The following is a 20,040-nucleotide window of genomic DNA, read 5'->3' on the forward strand; positions in this document are numbered from 1 at the left end:
TCAGGGGACCTCACTTCCGCCGGCGGTGTTCAGCAGGGGAAGGCGCCGCTGTACAGGGCGTGCCCGTTGGAGGAAGTCCCCGAGCCGAAGCCGTGGATGCCGTCGTCGGACCAGACCGCTTCGCGCGAGCCGTTGACGCAGGTCGAGGTCGGCGCGATCGCGAAGCCCTCCAGGTTGTCGACGGGCATGACCGCCGGGTTGGTGTAGGTCACGTCCGGGACGATCGCGCCGCTCGCGTCGACCTTCATGAAGGTGTGCGTCTCGCCGCAGGTGTTGTCGCAGGTCGCGACGAGGCGCTGGGTGCCTGCGTCGAACATCACGTCCATCACGGAGGCTTTGCCGGTCGCGATGGTGGTGAACGTGGTGAACGTGCCGTCGGAGTTGAGGCCGTAGACGTGCAGCGAGCCGTCCCACTCCAGGCCGGCGAAGAACAGGCCCGAGCCGTGCAGAGGGTAGTTCGCCGGGTTGTAGGCGGCACCGGTGCGCGGGTCCACCCAGTTGTTGGCGGTCAGCCAGCTGTCCGGGACGTAGCCGACGCCCTCGAAGCCGAGGTTGGCGTCGTCCTTGCTGCCGGTGTTCAGCTGCGGGAACTGCGAGGTCATGTCCCACTGGTGAACCGGCGTGAGGGTCGAGCCGGTCGCGGCCGGGTCGAACTCCATGATCGTGTCCTTGGGCACCGTGCTGTTGGTGTTGTCGCGCTCGGAGGTCACGTAGACGTGGCCGTTGGCGCCGACGGTCAGGCCCTCGGAGTCCGGCTCGCCGGAGCCGCTCGCGAAGCGGATCTGCTTGCCGGTCGCGCTCCACGACGCGTCCGGGATCCACTTGCCGTTGCTCTTGACCAGCTTGAACAGCCAGTTCTTGTTCTTGGCCGCCCACAGCACCGACGGGTTCGTCGGGTCGAACGCCAGACCGCTCACATCGCGGCCCTCGGGGCCGGTGGACGTCGTGAACGCGCAGACGTTGTCAACGATGGTGACGTCGAGGCCGCCGGGCCATGCCTGGGTGCCCGAGGGGGTGGAACCCGTACCGCTGGGCGCCTCGGGCGCGCAGCCGCTGGTGAGCGAGCCGCCGCCACCGAGCAGCTGTCCCGTCTGGCCGCCACCGCCACCGCCACCGCCGCTGCCGGAGCAGGAGTTGGCGCTGCCGAGCGTCGCGGTCGCGGAGGCCTGGAACCAGCCGGTGCCGTCGGCGCAACGCTCGTCCGACGGCGTGGCGCCGGTGGACGCCCAGGTCACCGAGTCGACCGTGTCGCCGTTGCCGTCGAGGAGGAGCAGCGAGTCGTTGTCGCCCAGGCCGAGGGTGGAGTTGAAGGTGACGCGGCCGCCGGCCGGGATGCTGGTCGCGCTCGGCGAGGAGGACGAGACCGTGGCCGCCGAGTGGGTGGTGTCGTTGTCGACGTACTTCCACGCCCCGACGCTGACCGCGCTGGTGCCGCCGTTGTACAGCTCCACGGTGTCCGCGCCGGCGGAGGTGACCTCGTTGACTCGCACCTTGCTCGCCGCCGGGATCGTCGACGGGCAGCCGCCCGCGTTCGCGGCACCGAAGGTGGCCGCGGTGGTGGTGGTCACCCACGCGCCGGTACCGTCGCCACCGCAACGCGCCATCGCCGGCTTCGCGTTGTCGGTGGCCCAATCGACACGGTCGACCACCGTGCCGCCGGACGTGTAGATCACCACCTTGTCCGAATCACCCAACCCCTTGGGCGAGTTGAAGGTGACGAAGCCGCCCGCCGCGATCGTGGTGGACGACGGGCTGAACGACTGCTGCGAGAAGCTGTCGTCGGACATCTTCCAGCCGCTGATGCTGACCGCGGTAGAGCCGGGGTTGTACAGCTCCACCGTGTCGTTGCCCGACGAGGTGACTTCGTTGATACGGACGTTCTGGTAGCCGGCCGGGTCGGCGGCGGCCGCGGGCTGCGCCGCGACCACCCCCGTGACCAGCAGTCCCGAGAACGTCAGAGCAGCGGCGCATACGGAGGCGACGCCGGCACGCGAGTGTGAGGTAGGCACGAGGCGGAACTCTGCTGACAGAAAGAGGATTCAGCGTGTACGGCGGCTGAATGGCACCTGCTGGGCGCCGGAACGACAGGCTCGCAGAGGCGCAGCGGAGCGGCGGAGTTTCCGCAGTCGCGGGCGACCGGTGCCCGTCGCAAAAGCGATTGACGCTGGACGGTGTCCGGCGGTCGGATGACTGGCCATGAGCACAGGGCAGATGCACCCAGGTATGCACCCCATCGACGCCGGCCTCGTACGGCGGCTGGTCGCCGGGCAGTTCCCGCGATGGGCGCACCTGACCGTCGAGCGGTTGGCGTCCGGCGGCACCGTGAACGCCATGTACCGGCTGGGCGACGACATGGTCGTACGCCTGCCGCTCGTGCGGGGTGGGGCCGACGACGTGATGAGGGAGCGGACGTGGTTGCCCAGGCTCGCGCCTCGTCTGCCCACGGCCGTTCCCGAGCTTCTCGGCGAGGGTGGGCCGGCGCACGGATATCCGTGGCCGTGGTCGGTGTACCGGTGGCTGGCGGGGGCGAATCCCGAGGTGGGACTCCTGAGCGAGCCGGTGCTGCTCGCCGAGGATCTGGCCGCCTTCGTCGCGGCTATGCGGAGCATCACCCTGACCGGCGCCCCGCGGGCCCACCGCGGAGGTCCACTCGCCTCGCTCGACGCGGAGACCCGGGCGGCGATCGAGGAACTGCGCCGGATCCCCCAGGAGGGCGTCGACTGTGACGCAGTCGCAGCCGTGTGGGAGGAAGCACTGCTGGCCCCCGGCCACGACGGACCGCCGGTGTGGCTGCACGCCGACCTGATGCCGGGCAACCTCCTGGTGGACGGGGGCAGGCTGACCTCGGTCATCGACTTCGGGTGCCTCGGAACGGGCGATCCGGCCTGCGACCTGTTCCCGGCGTGGAACCTGCTGCCGGCCAAGGCCAGGGAAGTCTTCCGCGCCGCTCTGAACGTGGACGACGCGACCTGGACGCGCGGCCGAGGACGAACGCTCTCCCAGGCGCTGGTCGCCCTGCCCTACTACCGCGAAACGAACCCGGCGATGGCGCGCAACGCCCGGCACGTGATCCGCACCGTGCTGCGGGAGCGATGACACACCGGATCCATGATCCGAGAATGTGCGGAACACCGCCTAGCCTGCCCTCCTGTGGTGCTGCCTGCTCGCAGTACGCGTAGTACCCGCGCCTGACCGAGAGCAAGGAGAGTGATCATGACCACGACGGCTCGCGCGAGCGTGCAGCACGAGGACGAACGGGTGCGCGTGACCCGCTGGGACTTCGAGCCCGGGCAGAGTACCGGCCGTCACGTGCACGCGTACGACTACGTGGTCGTTCCCGTCGTCGACGGACGCACCGACGTGATCGGCCCCGACGGCACGGTCACCCCCTCGGAGCTGAGGGCCGGCGAGTCCTACGCCCGGCCGGCCGGCGGTGAGCACGAAGTCGTCAACGCCGGCACCTCGGCCCTGGCCTTCGTCGAGATCGAGCTCAAGTAGCACAGGGGCGTGGGGCTGCTCGCCGAGAGCCTCGCCCGTATCGACGCCGCCCTCGGCATGCCCGCCCACGGCCCTCCGGGCGGTGTCACCCCTCCGTGTGACCGACGGCCCCGCGCACCAGAATCGCGTCCGCGACGACGTCGAAGAGGTGATCGGCGCGGGGCGCGAGCGAGGGCTGGTCGCCGAGCCAGGCGAGCATGGCGATCAGGGCGAACAGATCGGCGCCGTCGACATCACTCCGCGCCACGCCCGCGGCCTGGGCACGGGTGAGGAGCCGCGCACCCGCCGCGCGCAGGGTCACGCACGAGGCGTGGAGCGCCGATTCGGTGTCGTCGATGGCGGCCGCCATCAGCACCGTCACACCCCGGTACTCGGTGGTCCATCCGACGCAGTCGCGCAGCCACGAGACGAGCGCGTCCTCGGGCGAGCCGGACGTCTCGAACTCGCGCGCCTTTTCCGTCAGTTCCCCGAAGCTGCTGTGGAGCAGGGCCTCCAGCAGCGCCTCGCGGGTCGGGAAGTGCCGCAGCAGCGTCGCGAGCCCGACGTCGGCCCTGCGCGCGATGTCGCGCATCGACACGTCGACGCCCTGCTCGGTGATGGCGGCGCCCGCTACGGCGAGCAGGTGGTCGCGGTTCTTCCTGGCGTCGGCCCGCATCGGTCCCTCTTGACTATCCGGATCAGTGGTCCATATATTCGGATCAGTGGTCCATTTATATGGATCGCTGATCCGAATCAGCGTATCCCGCGGCGCGAGCAGGAGAGAACGATGTCCACACACACGATGAGGGCGGTCCGGCTCCATGAGCACGGCGGCCCGGAGGTCCTGCGCTACGAGGTGGCGCCGATTCCCGAGCCGGGCCCGGGCGAGGTGCTCGTCCGCGTGCACGCGGTCGGCGTCAATCCTCCGGACTGGTACCTGCGCGGCGGGCTGACCACCATGCCGGGGGAGACGGAATCGTCGGTCCGGCTGCCGGTGATCCCGGGTACGGACGTGTCGGGGGTCGTCGAGGCCGTCGCCGCGGACGTGGCCGGCCTCTCGGTCGGGGACGAAGTCTTCGGCCTGCTGCGTTTCCCCAGCTTCCGCGGCAGTGCGTACGCCGAGTACGTGGCCGCGCCCGCGTCGCACCTCGCGCGCAAGCCCGCCGGCGTCGACCATGTGCACGCCGCCGCCACACCCATGGCCGGGCTCACCGCATGGCAGTTCCTGATCGAGGCCGGACACGAACATCCCTCGCCCTTCCAGGACTTCCGGCACCGCCCGACGGCTCTCGACGCCGACACGACGGTGCTCGTCAACGGGGCCGCGGGCGGTGTGGGGCACTTCGCGCTGCAACTGGCGAAGTGGAAGGGCGCGCACGTCATCGCGGTGGCGTCCGGCGCACACGAATCCTTCCTGCGTGAGCTCGGCGCCGACCGGTTCATCGACTACACCAAGGACCGTCCCGAGGAACTCGTACACGGTGTCGACCTCGTGCTCGACACCGTCGGTGGCCCCACCAGCAGGCGCTTCCTGCGCACCCTCAAGCCCGGCGGGTGCCAGTTCCCGGTGCTCCCCGGAGAGTTCGACGAGAAGGAGATCGCGAAACTGGGCGTCACGGTCTCGAGCGCCCAGGTCCGCTCCAACGGCGCGCAGCTCGCCGAGCTGGGGAGCCTGCTCGACGCGGGCACGCTCCGCGTCGCGATCGACAGCACCTTCGCCCTCGCGGACGCCCGTGCGGCACACGAGCGCGCCGCACGTGGCCACATCCAGGGCAAGATCGTGCTGACGGTCGCCTAGGCACCGCCGTATCGGGTGGCGAAAACGAGTTGAGGGGCTGATCACCAGGCTGCTAGCTTTCGGTCGACCGTGACGCCAGTCGAGGAGGTGAGACCCATGAACGTGGTATCGCTGTGGGTGCTCCCCCTTGCCGTCACGGCCGGTGACTGATGTAGGTGTCGCCGGGAGCGCCCCGCCAACGAGGCACTCCCGAAGGGCTACACCCATGCACTCCTCGCAGTCCATGCACTCTCCGCACTCCCTGCGGTTCACCGCCGAGTCGTCGACGAACGGCATGCTCGAACGCGACTTCACCTTGGGCGACGTCCCAGGTGTCCTCTGGTCGCCGATCTCCGACACGGTCGAGCCCGCGCCCCTGGTGCTGATGGCGCACGGCGGCGGTCTCCACAAGAAGCACCCGGCGATGTCCGGCCGCGCGCGCCTCCTCGTGACCGGCTGCGGCTTCCACGCCGCCGTCATCGACGCGCCCGGTCACGGCGACCGGCCGCGCACGGCGCACGACGAGGCGGAGATCGCCGAGTTGTTCCGGGCGCGGGCGGAGGGCGAACCGGAAGGCCCGATCGTCGTGCGCTACAACGACCACCTGGCAGAGCTCGCCGTACCCGAGTACCGGGCGACCCTGGACGCACTCCAGGAACTCCCCGAGATCGGCACCGAAGGGCCGGTCGGCTTCTGGGGCATCAACATGGGCACCGCGATCGGCGTACCGTTCGTGGCGACCGAACCCAGAGTCACGGCCGCCGTCTTCGGCCAGCACTGGCCGCACGCCCTGGCCGAGAAGGCGAAGCGGATCACCGTTCCGATCGAGTACGACATGCAGTGGGACGACGAGCACATCTCGCGCGAGGAGGGGCTCGCGCTGTTCGACGCCTTCGCCTCGAAGGAGAAGTCGTTGCACGTGAACTCGGGCCGGCACAAGGAGCTGCCCCGCTTCGAGGCCGACAGCGCGGCCCGCTTCTTCACCCGGCACCTCCGCCGGCCGGTCACCTCGCGGGCCTGACCTGCCCGTTCGCGGCGTCGGGCCGCCGGACCAGGCGCCGTCGAGACGAAGCGGCACGGGCCAGGGGGGCCTGCCGTACCCGACCGGAACGGGCACAGGATATCGGGTGCGGCAGGCCCGGTCGTTCCTAGCGTGGGTGATCGGAAAGGAAGGAGGCCGGGGTTGCTGGATCGGCTGAACCAGGCGATGGAACACATCGAGGACCATCTCGACCAGCACATCGAGGTGTCCGCGCTGGCCCGGATCACGGCCACGTCGGAATACCACTTCCGACGGCTGTTCTCGTCCCTGGCGGGGATGCCGCTGTCGGAGTACGTCCGGCGTCGGCGGCTCACCGTCGCGGGGGCCGAGGTACTGGCCGGGGAGCCGACCCTGCTGGAGATCGCGATCCGCTACGGCTACACCTCGGGGGAGGCCTTCGCCCGGGCGTTCCGCGCCGTGCACGGCGTCGGTCCCGGCGAGGCCAGGCGTACCGGCGCGGCTCTGAACTCCCAGCCCCGGTTGTCCTTCCGCCTCACCGTCGAAGGGAGCAGCACCATGCGGTACCGCATCGTGGAGAAGGAAGCATTCCGGGTCGTCGGGAAGAAGGCCCGCGTCCCGCTGATCCACCAGGGCGTCAACCCGCACATCGCCGAGCACATCCGGAGCATCTCGCCGGAGACGATGCTGCGGATCGCCGGCCTCGCCGACCAGGACCCGCAGGGCGTGGTGTCGGCCACCGTGCGCCTTACGGACGGCTTCGACGAAGGCAGTGAACTCGACTACTACCACGCAGTTCTGGCCGGCGCAGCCACCGAACTGCCCGGGGACCTCGACGTGCTGGAATGCCCGGCGGGCACCTGGGCCGTCTTCGAGAACTCCGGCCCGTTCCCGCGGGCGCTGCAGCGGTTGTGGGGCGACGTGGCCGCCCAGTGGATCCCGTCCAACCCGTACGAGTACCGCCCGGGACCGGAGATCCTGCGCACCCGCCCGTCGCGGGACGCCCCGGCGGAGTCCGACGCGCAGCTGTGGATCCCGGTGACCCGCACACGCACCCGCGAGTCGGCGTAGCCGTATCAAGGGGCCGCTCGGAGGGGGGACCATCACCGGCACCGACGCCGTCACCGGCGCCACCGGGTCACCGGCACCGACGACGCCGGCTCAGGTGATCCGCCGGCCCATCCACGCCGACCGCCTGCTGCCGGCCTTGGTGTCCCACCACTCCTCCACCAGGGCGCGCACGATGTGAACGAGCTCCCGCAATCGCACCTCGTCCGGAGCGGGCGAACTGAGCACGTCCATAAAGGACTTGTCGTCCCAGGGCAGAGCAACCGCCCACCGCTCGTCCGGATGGCCCGGACGTTCCACCCTGAGGCCGTACGCCAGCGTCACCGTGCGATCGGGATGGTGCTCGATCGACAACCCCGTGACGGTGAAGCCGACGCGGTCAACGGTGACCCAGGACCCCTCCAGAGCCCGCTGCGCCGGCGTCTTTCCCTCGTGCATCAGACGTCCCCTCCGCTTGTGACGTGCCGCTGCCGTGCGGCAGATCATCTCAGTTGCCGTCATGCGCCCCCGCACTCGCTTGCCCGGTGCTCAGCTCACATGTTCCGGCAGTGGCCGGCCCGGGCCGACGGCTCCCTCACGCCTGCTCAATGTGCGGCCATACCGCCCAGGCCGGAGGCGATCACCGGTCAGTTCCAACACGACGCCGGCGACCCCGTTCACCAGCGACGCGTCGACGACTCCCGCCGACTGGTCACCGTCACCAAGTGCTGCTTGGACAAGGACGTCGAGCTCCTCTTCGGATGACCGCACAAGCGTTCGCCCCCGCGGTACGGCAGGTGGTAGCGGGACCGCGGGTCGTAGCAGAGGTGCGTGGGTGTGCCGTCCGTCGCTCCCGCATCGGACGCGGCGGACGGCACATCGCAAGCTCCGCCAGGCGTGCCGCCGGGGGCCGTGCGCACCCACGGGCGGGGTCATCCCGTCGGCAGGAGGGGACCGGACGCCTCGGGCTCCGTGGGGCCGGAGGTCTCGTCGGAGCCGAGGCGCATCTCGGGGGCCGCGCGGCGGAAGCCCTTGGTGATCACCGCGAGCCAGACGATGCCGACGACCAGCCAGCCGAGACCGAGCCTGACGGCCGTGCCGCCGAGCTGGGTGATCAGGTAGACGTCGACCACCGCGCCGACGGCGGGCAGGAGGAGGTACCGCACGGGCGAGTGGCGGGTCCCGGAGCGCCACTGCCGCACGGCGTAGGCGATCACACAGAGGTTGACGAGCGTGAAGCCGAGGAACGCGCCGAAGTTGATGAAGGAAGTGGCGTCGGCGAGCGAGAGGTTCATGGCCAGCAGGCCGACGGCGCCGATGATCAGCACGTTGACGACCGGGGTGAGCAGCTTGCGGTGCAGGCGCCCGAAGACCTGCCGGGGCAGGGCGCCGTCGCGGCCCATGACGAACATCAGGCGGCTGGTGCTGGCCTGGATGGCGACGCAGGAGGCGAAACCGCCGAGCATGCCGACGATGTTGGCGACGTCCGCGAAGGTCTTCCCGCCGACGGTGGTGGACAGCAGGTATCCGGCGGAGTCCTGGTCGGGGAAGGAGCCGCCCGGGTGCGCCCACTGCATCAGGAAGGAGATCACGATGAAGATGCCGCCGCCGGTCAGCACGGTCAGGATGATGCTGCGCGGGATGGTGCGCCGAGGGTCGCGCACCTCTTCGCTGAGGGTGCTCACCGCGTCGAAGCCGAGGAAGGCGTAGGCGGCGACGGCGGCGGCAGCGGTGACGGCGGAGAAGCTGGTGGCGTGGCTCCAGAAGGCGTGACCGGCCGAGGAGGTGCCGCCGTGCCCGAGGCCGTAGTGGACGCAGAGCACCGCCAGGACGACCAGGACGGCGGTGACGCCGAGCAGCAGCACCCGGTTGATCCGGTCGGCGACCTTGAGTCCGACGACGTTGATGACGGTGGCGAGGGCCACGTTGATGACCAGCCAGGCCCACTCCGGCACGGCCGGGAACTGGGCGTGCAGGTAGATGGCCTGGAGCAGCCAGGCGACCATCGGAAGGAAGAGGTAGTCGAGCAGCAGGGCCCATCCGGCCAGGAAGCCGACCCGGGAGTCGAGTTCCTTGCGGGCGTAGGTGTACACGGAGCCGGAGCTGGGGTGGACCTTGGCCATCTTGGCGTAGCTGAGGCCGGTCAGCAGCATGGCGCCGGTGGCGATCACGTAGGCGGTGGGCGCGGCGCCCTTGCTGGTGGCGGCGATGACGCCGAAGATCGAGGTGACGACGGCGGGGGCCATGTAGGCGACGCCGAAGGCGACCACGGACAGGAGTCCGAGGTCTCCACGCATGCGGGTGGGCTGGTCGGTCACGGGTTTCTCACTTCCCCGAAGGTACGACGGGTCTCGGTGGGCGCGCCGGCCCAGGTGGCGGGGTCGATCCGGCCCTGGTAGAGCGGCAGGGCGAGCGGCTGGTCGTCGGGGCGGAACTGCTGCCAGGGCCGGTTGAGCGCGGCGGTGCCGAGGCGGCGGACGTTGGTGACCTCGTCCAGGTCGATCACGTCGCTGAGGGTGGTGTCGCTGTCGGCCGCCGCCTCCGAGCGCACGGTCCCCTGCGGGTCCACGAGCAGGCTGCGGCCGGTGCCGGCGGGCGCGGCGCAGTTGACGCTGGCGACGAACACCTGGTTGACGATGGCGTTGGCGCGGGCCAGCACGGTCTCCTGGGCCCGGTCGCTGCCGGAGGTCAGGACGAAGTTCAGCACCAGCTCGGCGCCCATCCAGGCCAGGTGGCGGGTGGTCTCGGGGAACCACGCGTCGTAGCAGATCGACAGCCCCACCCGGCCGACGCCGTCGAGGTCGAAGACGGTGAACTCGGCGCCGGGGACGACGGTCTCGTAGGGCCGCCACGGGAAGATCTTGCGGTAGGCCGCGACCCGTTCGCCCCGCGGGGAGTAGACGGGGGCCGTGTTGTAGACGCGTCCGTCGGCGCCGCGCTCGTAGACGCTGCCCGGGGCGAGCCAGACACCGAGGTCACCGGCGAGCTGAGCGAGGGCGCGGTCGCGCGGGCCGTCCAGGGGTTCGGCAAGGGCTTCGGCAAGCTCGGCGGGGGTGAGCGCGGCATCGCCCACGGGGCCGCCGAGATGCAGCTCGGGATATACGACCAACGGGGCGGAGGGCAGGCCCGCCGTGCGCCTTCGCACGTCGGCGGCCAGGCCGTCCATATCGTCGGCGGCACGCTGGGCGGCCTGGGCCAGGACCAAGGGGAGGGGACGGGACATGGGTCACCAGGTCTGACTCGGGGGAATTAGTTAAACGAAATTTAGTTAACGAACGGGGTGAGGTCAATGGATTGCCACAGGTGAGATACGGGCGGCGTTCGACGGTGTGCGAGCATGTCGACCATGGCTCGACCCAGGAACCAGGCGGAACGCCGCGCCCAGCTCATCGACGCGACCGCCAGGACCGTGGTGGAGCTCGGGGCCACGGCCACCAAGCTGCGGGACGTCGCCAGGGCCGCCGGCGTCACCCCCGCGTCGGTGCTCTACTACTACGCCGACATCCAGGAACTGTTCGCCGCCGTGTTCGAGCGCAGCGCCGCGACGTACTTCGTCAGCCGTGAGGAAGCCATCGCCGCGGCGGACGGCCCGGTGTCACGGCTGCGTGCCTGTATCCGCTCCGGCGTGCCCTGGCCCGGAGAAGGCGAGGAGAGCACCCGGCTGCTCTTCGAACTGTTCCCGGTGGCACTGCGCAACGAGGGCGCCGCCGACCGGCAGCGCACCTTCGCACACCAGCAGACCGAGCTCTACCGCCAGGTCCTGGAACTCGGACAGGAGCGCGGTGACTTCACGCTGGCCGGCGACGCCCGGGCCCTGGGGCGGTCCTTCGTGGCACTGGAGGACGGCTACGCGATGGACCTGCTGGTCGGCGACGCGACCGCCCAGGACATCGAGGACCGCCTGCTCGACCACGCCCGCGTCGTCACGGGCAATCCGGCCTTCGCCCGGCGCGACTGACCGGACGCGATCCGCGTCCCCCGCGTCACGCAGGCCCCGCACGGGTGCGGACCGCGTTTGAGCCTGCGCTTCACACCCGGAACGCGACCGGGCCCCGGCGATCGACGCCGGGGCCCGGTCGCGTTCCGGGTGTCGCGGGTTCAGCGGTCCGTCACTTCGCCGCCGCCGCCGTAGAGACGGTGCACGGCGTCGGCGGCCTTGTCGGTCTGCGCGTCGTACTTGTCCTGCGTACGCTCGTCGACCATCCGCTCGACACCGTCGACGCCCTTGTCGGCCTGGTCCGGGTGGCTCTTCGCCATCTCCTTGGCCTTGTTCGCCATGTCTCCCAGCCTGCCCATGAGATACCTCCCGGCGATGCGTGTGTGTCGTACCCGGCGGGAGTACCCACGGCATCCCGTCCGAAGCACGCCTCCAGGATCGGAAGACACCCGATGCCCCGATTCAGGCGAGGGCGTTGCGCAGGTAGACGGGCAGTTCCCGGCAGATGGCAGGATCGGCCTTCCAGCCGGGGTCGGCGAGCTGGCTGGGCGTGATGACGAACTGGCCTCCGTCGTCCGTGCGGACGACGACGCGGAACGTTTCGCCCCGGGGCGAACGGCCGGCGAGGTAAGCGGCAAGGACGGCCCGGCCCAGCTCGGTGGGGTCCGCGCCGTCGCTCGCCCGGCCGAAGCCTTTGCAGATCCACACGTCGCTGAAGCGCTCGTGCATCAGGATCTCCCACTTCACACAGCAGGGCATGTCTTCACTGAACACAACCGCGATCATGCCCCCACAAGCCGGGTGCACATGCTGCTACCTGTGAGTACTGGCCGGAAAACGCGCTTACTCCTCCGTCAAGACGGCCGGTTCGGCTCTGAGCGGTGCGAATTCGCCGCCGACTCGGCGGTGCTCATGGACAGGCCATCGTCCTGTTTTGCCGGATCACGGAGCAGCGCGTCAGTACGGCGTCGCTCATGTGCAGACGTCCGTATGACGTAACGGCCGGGTACCTGCACCGGGATTCGGGTTCGGTCCTGGTGAGGTGACCCATGTATGTATGGTATTGGCTGTGCAGCTCAGGTACGGCTTTCGCCTGTACCCGAACGGTTCTCAGCGCTCGGCGTTGGCGAGGGCGTTCGGGTGTGCTCGGGTGGTCTTCAACGACGCATTACGCGTCCGAGAGAACGCCCGTGCTGCCGGGCTGCCGTTCGTCACCTCCGCTGAGCTGTCCAGGGCTTTGACGGCCGCGAAGAAGACGCCGGAGCGGGCGTGGCTCGCGGAGGTGTCGTCGGTGATCCTCCAACAGTCCCTTCGGGACCTGGACACCGCTTATCGGAACTTTTTCGACGGTCTCAAGGGCCAGCGTCCCGAGATGGGCCCGCCCCGCTTCAAGTCGAAGCGGGACACCCGGCAGGCGATCCGGTTCACCGCTAATGCCGGATGGAAGATCACGCCGGGTGGGAAACTTCGGCTCCCCAAGGTCGGTGATGTGCCGGTGAAGTGGTCACGGACCCTTCCTTCCACGCCCACCACCGTGACGGTGGTCAAGGACCCGGCCGGCAGGTACTTCGCGTCGTTCGTCGTGCAAAGCAGCTCCGAAGAAGTACTGCCTCCCGTTACGGGCGGGGTCGGGATCGACCTCGGGCTGGGGCACTTCGCTGTCCTCTCCGACGGTCGGAAGATCGACAGCCCGCGGTTCTTGCGCCGGGCCGAGAAGCGCCTGAAGCGTGCGCAGCAGAATCTCAGCCGTAAGACCAGGGGGTCGAACAACAGGGACAAGGCACGGATGACGGTCGCCCGAGCTCACGCGCGGGTCGCTGATGCGCGCCGCGAGTTCCACCACCAGCTCTCCACCCAGCTGATCCGCGAGAACCAAGCCATCGCGGTGGAGGACCTGGCGGTCAAAGCACTCGCCCGCACACGCCTGGCCAAGTCGGTCCACGATGCCGGATGGTCGCAGTTCACGGCCATGCTCGCATATAAGGCCACCCGGTACGGGCGCACCTTCGTGCGCATCGGACGGTTCGAGCCGACTTCTCAGGTCTGCTCGGCCTGCGGAGTGAAGGACGGGCCCAAGCCCCTCCACGTCCGCAGGTGGACCTGCGGGGCCTGCGGGAGCGTCCTTGACCGGGACATCAACGCGGCGGTCAACATCGCCAAGGCGGCCGGACTGGCCGTGACAGCCTGCGGAGCGCGGGTAAGACCGGGGCCCGTCCCGGCACAGCGCGAAGAAACAGGAACCCACCCGCGGACGCACCCCACCAGGGTGCTGCAGACGGGAATCGTTGACCTTAGGTGAGCGAGGAAGTCAACAGGCTGATCTCTTCGACCAGTTCCTGGCCAAGGTGGTCGACGAGGCGGCGTGAGCGACGAGCCGCCCGACGTCATGGGAACAGTGAGGACGGCTCGCCGCACGGAGTGATCACCGGCGGCCGGCAGGACGGGAGCCGGGGGCGGCGCCCCTGCCGTCTCCCTGCGCTGGAGCCGCGACCCCGGTGAGCGGCACGCCCGGTTCGGGCATCGTGCGCAGGAACAGCCAGCTTAGTACGGGCATCAGCACCAGGGGTGCCAGGGCGGTGCGCAGGGACGTGGCGTCGGCGAGGCGGCCGATGACGGGGCTCGCCAGGCCGCCGATGCTGACGGTCAGGCCGAGCGTGATCCCGCCGGCCGTGCCGACTCGGGAGGGCAGGTAGTCCTGGCCGAGCGTGACCTGAAGCGAGAACGGCACGTACAGGCCCGCCGAAGTCAGGGCCACGAACAGGTAGATGGCCGGCCCGGGCACCCACACCACGCCTGCGACGGCCGCGGCGGTGATCAGGTACGACCGCCGCGCGACCGTCACCCGGTCCCACCGGGTGGCCAGGGACCCGCCGAGCACCGAGCCGATCGCACCGCCGAGGTAGAGCACGGTCAGGGCCGCGGTGCCCGCGGCCGCGCCGCCGCCCAGGCGCTGGCGTGCGTACAGCGAGATGAAGGTGCTCAGACCGACGAACGCGATCGACCGGAAGACCACGGCCAGCGACAGTCTCACGAAGGAGGCGGTGTCGTCGCTCCCGGCCGGCACGGTCGTACGGCCTCCCGCGGCCTGTCTTTCCCGCAGGACGCGTACGACGGGAAGGCACGTCGCGGCACCGGCGAGGGCCGGCAGCACCAGCAGGGGAGTCCAGCGCAGCCCTCCGGTGGTCACCACCGCCGTGACCATGAGCGGCGCCAGCGCGAAGCCGATGTTGCCCCCCGTGGAGAACCAGCCCATGGCCCGGTGGCTGCCCCGGCCCGCGATACGGGCGACGCGGGCGGACTCGGGGTGGTAGGCGGCCACCCCGATCCCTGATATCGCGACGCATGCGAGGGTGAGCGGGTAGGAGCCGCTGAGGCCGCTGAGTGCGATGCCGACACCGCCGAGCAGTGTGCTGAGCGGCAGGAGCCAGGGCATCGGACGGCGGTCGGTGAGCGCGCCGAACACCGGCTGGGCCACCGAGGACAGCAGCGAGGCGGCCAGCACGATGCCCGAGGCGACGGCGTAGCCGTACGAGCGCTCGGCGACGAAGTACGGGACCAAGGCCGCCACGGCGCCTTGGTACACGTCGACACAGGCGTGGCCCAGGGACAGCAGAACGATCGGTGTGTTCCTTCGCATCCCGCCATGCTCCGGGCGGGGCGCCCTGGCGCGCTTCCGATAACCTGCCATGTGATGACGGAGATCCGCCACGATCCCGTGGCTCCGACCTGCACCCAGTGGCTGGCGGCCGGTGGTTCGATCGACGCCCACCGGCACGACGATCACCAGATCGTCTACGCGGGCCGCGGGGTGCTCGCCGTCACGACCGGCGAGGGATCCTGGGTCGCCCCGGGCACACGCGCCATCTGGGTGCCCGCCGGAACCGTGCACGCGCACCGGGCCTACGGCGAACTCGACCTGCATCTCGTCGGGTTGCCCGTCGGCGAGAACCCCCTCGGTCTGAACGCGCCGACAGTCCTGGCGGTCAGCCCACTGCTGCGGGAACTCATCATCGCCTACACGCGCGCCGACAACGACCACAGCCCCCAGTGGGCCCGTCTGCGCGCCGTACTACTCGACCAGTTGCGAGCGTCCCCGCAACAGCCGCTGCACCTGCCCGCTCCCATGGCGCCCGTGCTGATCGCCCTGTGCGACATCCTGCGAGCCAACCCGGGCGACAGCCGTACGCTCGCCGAACTCGGCCGTGAGGTAGGCGCGAGCGACCGTACCCTGTCCCGGCTGTTCCGCGACGACCTCGGCATGACCTTCCCGCAGTGGCGCACCCAACTCCGTCTACACCATGCCCTGGTCCTCCTGACCAAGCGGACCCCGGTGACCGTGGTGGCGCATCGGTGCGGATGGTCGTCCACCAGTGCCTTCATCGACGTCTTCCGCCGCACCTTCGGCCACACTCCGGGTTCCCACCCGACGGGCTGAGGGCGGTCGATCCCGGCAGGCGGAACAGTCCCGATAGCGACGATCCGGGACATTCGCGGTGCGTGCCGGCCGTGGCCCCCTGTAGAAGGCCGCGGCCGGCACGGTCGTACCGTCCGCCGGGTGGATCAGCAGGCGCCGAGGTCCTGCCAGACGCCCCACTCGCCGGTGGTGCCGGGCTCCTCGCCCGTCGTCCACCACTTGGCCTTCCAGGTGTGGCCCTTGTACGAGACCTTCTGGCCGCCGGTGTAGACCTTGTCCTTGGCCCACGGGGTGTCCGTGCACTGGTTGCCCGAGCCGCCGGTGATGGTCAGGGAGTAGGTCGCCGAGTGGCTGCCCGAGGTACCCGCGCCGGTCACGGTGACCGTGTAGGTGCCCGAGGCCGCGGCCGAGGTGGTGGCGAGGGTGAGCGTGGAGGTGCCGCCCGCGGTGACCGAGGTCGGGCTGAGGGAGGCGGTGACGCCCGCCGGGGCACCGCTGACGCTGAGTTTCACGCTCTGGGCGTCGCCCTTCGTCACGGCCGTCTTCACGGTGGCCGTGGCGGACTGGCCGGCCGTCACGGACCCGGAGGCCGGGCCGAGCGCGACGGAGAAGTCGTTGGACGGGGTGGTGGTGCCGCCGGTGAACGGCGCGAAGATGTGCGTGAAGTCCCACGTGTTCTGCTGGATGCCCGAGCAGTTGTCCGCGGCGGCCCCGCCCGCGCAGCTCCCGTTGTCCCGCTGGAGCGCCCAGAACGACAGGGTGTTGATGCCCTTGGAGACCGCCCAGTCGTACACGGTCCGTGCGTTGGCGAGGGTGAAGGTCTCCGCCTTGCCGAAGTCGTCGACGCCCGGCATCTCGATGACGCCCACCATGTTCCACAGCTGGGCCGAGGTCTTGCCCGGGTACAGCTGGGCGAGCAGGTCGTACAGGCCCTGGGCGGCGGTCTGGGTGTCGTTCGCCATGTCGTGGACCTGGTTGTCGTAGTAGTCGAACGTCATGAGGTTCACGACGTCGACCCGGGTGCCGTTGCTCACCGCGTTGCGCAGCAGCGCCTCGCCGTTGTCCGCGAGGCCGTGCGTGGTGGTCGGCAGGGTGTAGGAGATCTCCACCTTGCGCCCGTTGGCCGCCGCCCAGTCCTCGACCAGCTTGATGGCCTTGTTGCGGCGGTCGATGGCGGCGGTGTTGTCGAGCGAGTCGACCTCGATGTCCATGTCGAGCCGCGAGATGTCGTAGGTGGTGATGACCTTCTCGTACGCGGCGGCGATCTGCTGGACGTCGGTGCAGCTGTCGGCGATCTCGGTGCCGGTGGTGTCGGCCGTGTAGCCCCCGAACGAGGGGATGACGTCGCCGCCGTTGGCCTGGATCGTTTTGATGTCGGCGCCGAAGGTCGAGGCGGCGATCGGCATGCCCGTGTCGCCGTTCCAGTACGGCGTGCAGGAGCCCTTGGTGGCGGTCTGCAGGAAGGCCATCGTCAGGTGCTTGGCGCCCGACTGGGCGGACAGGGCGGCGGGGCTCTCGCCGGTCCAGGCCTCGAAGTAGGGGGCGAACACGTGGGTAGGCAGGGGAGTCGCGGCCTGGGCGGTGCCGGTTCCCGTGAGGGCGAGGCCCAGAGCGGCCGCCGTCGTGGCGGCTGCGGTGAGGGCCGCACGGAAGGAACGCACTCGTCTCATGTCAGTCCTGGTGTGTGGAGGGAATGGCCGATGTCCTTGCTGGGGCAGGGAGTTGCCGCCTACTGGAATAGCGCCCGCCAAGGGGCGGGTCAATGGTCTGGACCAAGAAGGGACTAGACCAATTCGGGACCACCGGGCGCCCTCTTCCTGTACAGGGCACCCGTCGGCGGACTGGACCACGCTCGAACGTTCAACCAGGTCACGTTGTCGGCGGAGGTGCGGCCCGCTGGCTCCACCGCTGGATTTTCCTTGGGTCCTCTTGGACTTCTGATGCGCGCCCTTGACCCGGGTCGGCCGCGAAAGTGATGGTCTAGACCTAGTCCGCATCAAGGTTCAGACCTCTGCCGGGCTCCGGTTCCGGTCCGCCTCAACGAAGGGACATGGCATGAACGCGAAAAGACGAGCGGCTGTCGCGATCGGCGCGCTGGTCGCACCGGTGCTCGCCGTCAGTCTCCCGGCGAGTACGGCCGGCGCCCATGGCTGGGTGACACTGCCCACCAGCCGCCAGGAACAGTGTGCCGAGGGTGTCGTCGACTGCGGCCAGATCAAGTACGAACCGCAGAGCGTCGAGGGCCCCAAGGGTCTGCAGAGTTGCAGCGGCGGACACGCGGAGTACGCCGAGCTCGACAACGACAGCAAGGGCTGGAAGGTCACCCCGGTCGGTACGACGGCGACGTTCACCTGGCACAACACCGCGCGCCACTCCACCGCCAACTGGCAGTACTTCATCGGCGGCCAGAAGATCGCCGAGTTCGACGGTCACCACCAGCAGCCGGCCGCGGACGTCAGCCAACAGGTGGACTTCGCCGGCTTCACGGGTCGTCAGAAGGTGCTCGCCGTCTGGAACATCGCCGACACCGCGAACGCGTTCTACTCCTGCGTCGACGTCAACATCGGCGGGGACGGCGGCGGAGGCACGGGCGGTGGTACCGGCGGAGGAGGCGGCACCTGCACCGCGCCGGCCTGGGACGCCGCACGGGTCTACAACGGCGGGGACAGCGTGTCCTACGGCGGCCACAACTGGCGGGCCAAGTGGTGGGTGACGGGTGACAAGCCCGGCACCACGGGGCAGTGGGGCGTCTGGGAAGACCTCGGGGCCTGCTAGGGCGCGTATCGAGTCTTGATCAGTGTGGTGCCCGGGATTTCCCCGTTCAGTTCTGCCTCTCGAGTCCCGTCAGCAGTGCGCGGGGGTCGAAGGTCGCCCGGATTCGGATGATCTTCCCGTCGTCCACGTGCATCCAGTTCGCCGTCGGGGTAGGTGGCGCCACGCTCGTGTACAGGTCGAACCAGCTGATCACTTCATCACCCTCCGCTACCCGCACCTTCACGTCGATCTTCTCCAATACCTGACCGAGCCCCCTCAGCCCGGCGAGCGCCGCCTCTACCCCCGACGCCGTTCCCAGCGCTCCGACGAAGTCGACATTCTCGGCCAACAACCCCCGCAAGGTATCGAAGTCGCCCGCCTCCCAAGCGGTGAAGTAGGTCTCGGCAAGCTCTCGCGCGGTCCTCGTCGTCATGCCTCCATCCTCCAGTCACTTGATCCATCCGTCCAACAGATGAATCAGATGACACCTATCATTATTGGGTATGGAGATTCACCAGCTGCGCTACTTCGCCGCGATCATGGATGAGGGCACCTTCACCGCCGCCGCCCATCGCCTGCACGTAAGCCAGTCCGGCATCAGCACCCAAGTCGCCAAGCTGGAGTTGGAACTGGGCCAACAACTGCTCGACCGCTCCGGCCGACGAATCCGCCTCACCCCGGCCGGTAAAGCCGTTCTCCCCCTTGCGAGGAACGCCCTTGCCGCTCTTGAAGCCATCAAGCACACCGCCGACGAGTTCGCCGATGCCGTGCGCGGCCAGGTCCGTCTCGGCATGATCATGGGCTGCTCGATCCCGGCCTTCCTCGACACCATCGCCGACCTCGGCCATACTCACCCCGGCATCGAGCTCAGCCTTCACGAGGGCTACTCCGACGACCTTCAGGCCCAGGTCCTTGCCGGCTCCCTCGATCTCGCCTTGATCGGCTACGCGGGCAGCGTCGCCCCAGGCCTGGAGGCGAGCATCGTCATTGACGAGCCGATTGCCGCAGCCGTCCCTGCCGGGCACCCCCTCGACCGGCCGAACCTACGGCTCGGCGACCTGCGGGGCGAGAAGATTCTCTGCCTCTGCCCGGGCACCGGCATTCGCGCCGCCTACGAAGACTCCTGCCGCAGGATCGGTATCGGCCCACGCGTGGACATCGACGCCAGTTCTCCGGTCGCCCTACTCCGCCTCACCGAGCGCGGTGCGGGCGTCGCTGTGCTCAGCGCGTCCTCCATACAAGGCACCGGTCTGCAAACTGTCCCACTCACCGACGCCGCCACGCGCGCCCGGCTCGGACTTGTCACCCGCGGAGGTCAGCACTCCCCAGCTGCGCAGCTCCTGCGAACCAGGCTCCTCGCCGCTCTGCAAGCCTAGATATGCACATATCAGAATGGTGATCAACCTGCGGGACTCCCTCTTCCGCTGGCGTTTGATCCGGTATGCCAAACTGCGTGACGCGAGCGCAACTGACCGATGCTGAGTGGGAATTCATAGCTCCATACCTGCCGGTCGGCCGATGCGGACCATACCCCGAGCGGCTGCAGCCCTGCTTGAGGGCATGATCGCGGAAGCCGCGAAGCGGGACGAGGTGGACCTGTCCCTGGTCAGCATCGATTCCACCACCGGGAGATC

At 69.5% G+C, this 20,040-nt stretch carries 20 protein-coding genes; 10 read left to right on the forward strand and 10 right to left on the reverse strand.

Annotation, left to right across the window (positions count from 1 at the left end; genetic code table 11):
• Window positions 1–29: 29 nt before the first annotated feature.
• Complete coding sequence (locus PV343_RS30815) at window positions 30–2,009, reverse strand: lamin tail domain-containing protein (protein WP_319150326.1); 1,980 nt, start codon at window positions 2,007–2,009, stop codon at window positions 30–32.
• A gap of 187 nt (window positions 2,010–2,196) precedes the next feature.
• Between PV343_RS30815 and PV343_RS30820 the strand changes: the two genes are divergently transcribed.
• Both PV343_RS30820 and PV343_RS30825 read left to right on the forward strand, forming a co-directional pair.
• Window positions 2,197–3,096 (forward strand): aminoglycoside phosphotransferase family protein, encoded by a 900-nt coding sequence (locus tag PV343_RS30820; protein WP_319150327.1) that lies wholly within the window; start codon window positions 2,197–2,199, stop codon window positions 3,094–3,096.
• 117 nt (window positions 3,097–3,213) lie between these two features.
• Complete coding sequence (locus PV343_RS30825; protein WP_319150328.1) at window positions 3,214–3,498, forward strand: cupin domain-containing protein; 285 nt, start codon at window positions 3,214–3,216, stop codon at window positions 3,496–3,498.
• 85 nt (window positions 3,499–3,583) lie between these two features.
• Here the strand turns inward: PV343_RS30825 and PV343_RS30830 are convergent, their stop codons facing one another.
• Window positions 3,584–4,153: a TetR/AcrR family transcriptional regulator gene (locus tag PV343_RS30830; RefSeq protein WP_319150329.1), complete on the reverse strand. Its 570-nt coding sequence runs from the start codon at window positions 4,151–4,153 to the stop codon at window positions 3,584–3,586.
• A 111-nt stretch (window positions 4,154–4,264) separates the two neighbouring features.
• On the opposite strand from PV343_RS30830, the gene PV343_RS30835 reads away from it, so the two are divergent.
• The 3 genes from PV343_RS30835 to PV343_RS30845 all read left to right on the forward strand — a co-directional run bounded on the left by PV343_RS30835 (window position 4,265) and on the right by PV343_RS30845 (window position 7,325).
• The gene (locus PV343_RS30835) at window positions 4,265–5,275 is read left to right on the forward strand and encodes an NADP-dependent oxidoreductase (RefSeq protein WP_319150330.1); all 1,011 of its coding nucleotides are present in this window, start codon (window positions 4,265–4,267) and stop codon (window positions 5,273–5,275) included.
• 205 nt (window positions 5,276–5,480) lie between these two features.
• A complete protein-coding gene (locus PV343_RS30840; protein ID WP_319150331.1) occupies window positions 5,481–6,275 on the forward strand; it encodes an alpha/beta hydrolase in 795 nt (264 codons plus the stop codon).
• A gap of 162 nt (window positions 6,276–6,437) precedes the next feature.
• A complete protein-coding gene (locus tag PV343_RS30845) occupies window positions 6,438–7,325 on the forward strand; it encodes an AraC family transcriptional regulator (protein WP_319150332.1) in 888 nt (295 codons plus the stop codon).
• Between the two features lie 90 nt (window positions 7,326–7,415).
• On the opposite strand, the gene PV343_RS30850 is transcribed toward PV343_RS30845, so the two are convergent.
• The 3 genes from PV343_RS30850 to PV343_RS30860 form a co-directional block, all read right to left on the reverse strand.
• A complete protein-coding gene (locus PV343_RS30850) occupies window positions 7,416–7,760 on the reverse strand; it encodes a hypothetical protein (protein ID WP_319150333.1) in 345 nt (114 codons plus the stop codon).
• Between the two features lie 473 nt (window positions 7,761–8,233).
• Window positions 8,234–9,619: an APC family permease gene (locus PV343_RS30855; RefSeq protein WP_319150334.1), complete on the reverse strand. Its 1,386-nt coding sequence runs from the start codon at window positions 9,617–9,619 to the stop codon at window positions 8,234–8,236.
• Window positions 9,616–10,524, reverse strand: a complete 909-nt coding sequence (locus PV343_RS30860; protein WP_319150335.1) for a carbon-nitrogen hydrolase family protein — start codon at window positions 10,522–10,524, stop codon at window positions 9,616–9,618. Before PV343_RS30860 ends, PV343_RS30855 begins: the two co-directional genes overlap by 4 nt.
• Before the next feature lie 123 nt (window positions 10,525–10,647).
• On the opposite strand from PV343_RS30860, the gene PV343_RS30865 reads away from it, so the two are divergent.
• A complete protein-coding gene (locus PV343_RS30865; RefSeq protein WP_319150336.1) occupies window positions 10,648–11,259 on the forward strand; it encodes a TetR/AcrR family transcriptional regulator in 612 nt (203 codons plus the stop codon).
• Between the two features lie 140 nt (window positions 11,260–11,399).
• Here the strand turns inward: PV343_RS30865 and PV343_RS30870 are convergent, their stop codons facing one another.
• Window positions 11,400–11,597 (reverse strand): antitoxin, encoded by a 198-nt coding sequence (locus PV343_RS30870; protein WP_319150337.1) that lies wholly within the window; start codon window positions 11,595–11,597, stop codon window positions 11,400–11,402.
• 103 nt (window positions 11,598–11,700) lie between these two features.
• The gene (locus tag PV343_RS30875; RefSeq protein ID WP_319150338.1) at window positions 11,701–12,012 is read right to left on the reverse strand and encodes a hypothetical protein; all 312 of its coding nucleotides are present in this window, start codon (window positions 12,010–12,012) and stop codon (window positions 11,701–11,703) included.
• A gap of 295 nt (window positions 12,013–12,307) precedes the next feature.
• On the opposite strand from PV343_RS30875, the gene PV343_RS30880 reads away from it, so the two are divergent.
• On the forward strand, window positions 12,308–13,537 hold the full coding sequence (locus PV343_RS30880) for an RNA-guided endonuclease TnpB family protein (RefSeq protein ID WP_319150339.1): 1,230 nt from the start codon (window positions 12,308–12,310) through the stop codon (window positions 13,535–13,537).
• A 123-nt stretch (window positions 13,538–13,660) separates the two neighbouring features.
• Here the strand turns inward: PV343_RS30880 and PV343_RS30885 are convergent, their stop codons facing one another.
• Entirely contained in the window at window positions 13,661–14,875 is a 1,215-nt protein-coding gene (locus PV343_RS30885) for an MFS transporter (RefSeq protein ID WP_319150340.1), read from the reverse strand.
• A gap of 54 nt (window positions 14,876–14,929) precedes the next feature.
• On the opposite strand from PV343_RS30885, the gene PV343_RS30890 reads away from it, so the two are divergent.
• Window positions 14,930–15,673: a helix-turn-helix transcriptional regulator gene (locus tag PV343_RS30890; RefSeq protein ID WP_319150341.1), complete on the forward strand. Its 744-nt coding sequence runs from the start codon at window positions 14,930–14,932 to the stop codon at window positions 15,671–15,673.
• A 125-nt stretch (window positions 15,674–15,798) separates the two neighbouring features.
• Here PV343_RS30890 and PV343_RS30895 read toward each other — a convergent pair whose 3' ends face one another.
• Window positions 15,799–17,322: a chitinase gene (locus tag PV343_RS30895; RefSeq protein WP_319150342.1), complete on the reverse strand. Its 1,524-nt coding sequence runs from the start codon at window positions 17,320–17,322 to the stop codon at window positions 15,799–15,801.
• A 385-nt stretch (window positions 17,323–17,707) separates the two neighbouring features.
• Between PV343_RS30895 and PV343_RS30900 the strand changes: the two genes are divergently transcribed.
• Window positions 17,708–18,427, forward strand: coding sequence for a lytic polysaccharide monooxygenase (locus PV343_RS30900; RefSeq protein ID WP_319150343.1), 720 nt, complete (start codon window positions 17,708–17,710; stop codon window positions 18,425–18,427).
• A 46-nt stretch (window positions 18,428–18,473) separates the two neighbouring features.
• Here the strand turns inward: PV343_RS30900 and PV343_RS30905 are convergent, their stop codons facing one another.
• The gene (locus PV343_RS30905; protein WP_319150344.1) at window positions 18,474–18,839 is read right to left on the reverse strand and encodes a nuclear transport factor 2 family protein; all 366 of its coding nucleotides are present in this window, start codon (window positions 18,837–18,839) and stop codon (window positions 18,474–18,476) included.
• A 70-nt stretch (window positions 18,840–18,909) separates the two neighbouring features.
• Between PV343_RS30905 and PV343_RS30910 the strand changes: the two genes are divergently transcribed.
• Complete coding sequence (locus PV343_RS30910) at window positions 18,910–19,782, forward strand: LysR family transcriptional regulator (protein WP_319150345.1); 873 nt, start codon at window positions 18,910–18,912, stop codon at window positions 19,780–19,782.
• Window positions 19,783–20,040: the final 258 nt, after the last annotated feature.

Origin of the sequence: Streptomyces sp. WI03-4A, assembly GCF_033792105.1 — a bacterium.
Lineage (GTDB): Bacteria > Actinomycetota > Actinomycetes > Streptomycetales > Streptomycetaceae > Streptomyces > Streptomyces collinus_A.

Coding starts and splice junctions, on each gene's coding strand:
- PV343_RS30900 (WP_319150343.1), top strand. CDS start 17,708: ATGAACGCGAAAAGACGAGCGGCTGTCGCGATCGGCGCGCTGGTCGCA.
- PV343_RS30840 (WP_319150331.1), top strand. CDS start 5,481: ATGCACTCCTCGCAGTCCATGCACTCTCCGCACTCCCTGCGGTTCACC.
- PV343_RS30885 (WP_319150340.1), bottom strand. CDS start 14,875: ATGCGAAGGAACACACCGATCGTTCTGCTGTCCCTGGGCCACGCCTGT.
- PV343_RS30895 (WP_319150342.1), bottom strand. CDS start 17,322: ATGAGACGAGTGCGTTCCTTCCGTGCGGCCCTCACCGCAGCCGCCACG.
- PV343_RS30860 (WP_319150335.1), bottom strand. CDS start 10,524: ATGTCCCGTCCCCTCCCCTTGGTCCTGGCCCAGGCCGCCCAGCGTGCC.
- PV343_RS30850 (WP_319150333.1), bottom strand. CDS start 7,760: ATGCACGAGGGAAAGACGCCGGCGCAGCGGGCTCTGGAGGGGTCCTGG.
- PV343_RS30870 (WP_319150337.1), bottom strand. CDS start 11,597: ATGGGCAGGCTGGGAGACATGGCGAACAAGGCCAAGGAGATGGCGAAG.
- PV343_RS30890 (WP_319150341.1), top strand. CDS start 14,930: ATGACGGAGATCCGCCACGATCCCGTGGCTCCGACCTGCACCCAGTGG.
- PV343_RS30830 (WP_319150329.1), bottom strand. CDS start 4,153: ATGCGGGCCGACGCCAGGAAGAACCGCGACCACCTGCTCGCCGTAGCG.
- PV343_RS30905 (WP_319150344.1), bottom strand. CDS start 18,839: ATGACGACGAGGACCGCGCGAGAGCTTGCCGAGACCTACTTCACCGCT.
- PV343_RS30865 (WP_319150336.1), top strand. CDS start 10,648: ATGGCTCGACCCAGGAACCAGGCGGAACGCCGCGCCCAGCTCATCGAC.
- PV343_RS30820 (WP_319150327.1), top strand. CDS start 2,197: ATGAGCACAGGGCAGATGCACCCAGGTATGCACCCCATCGACGCCGGC.
- PV343_RS30835 (WP_319150330.1), top strand. CDS start 4,265: ATGTCCACACACACGATGAGGGCGGTCCGGCTCCATGAGCACGGCGGC.
- PV343_RS30825 (WP_319150328.1), top strand. CDS start 3,214: ATGACCACGACGGCTCGCGCGAGCGTGCAGCACGAGGACGAACGGGTG.
- PV343_RS30910 (WP_319150345.1), top strand. CDS start 18,910: ATGGAGATTCACCAGCTGCGCTACTTCGCCGCGATCATGGATGAGGGC.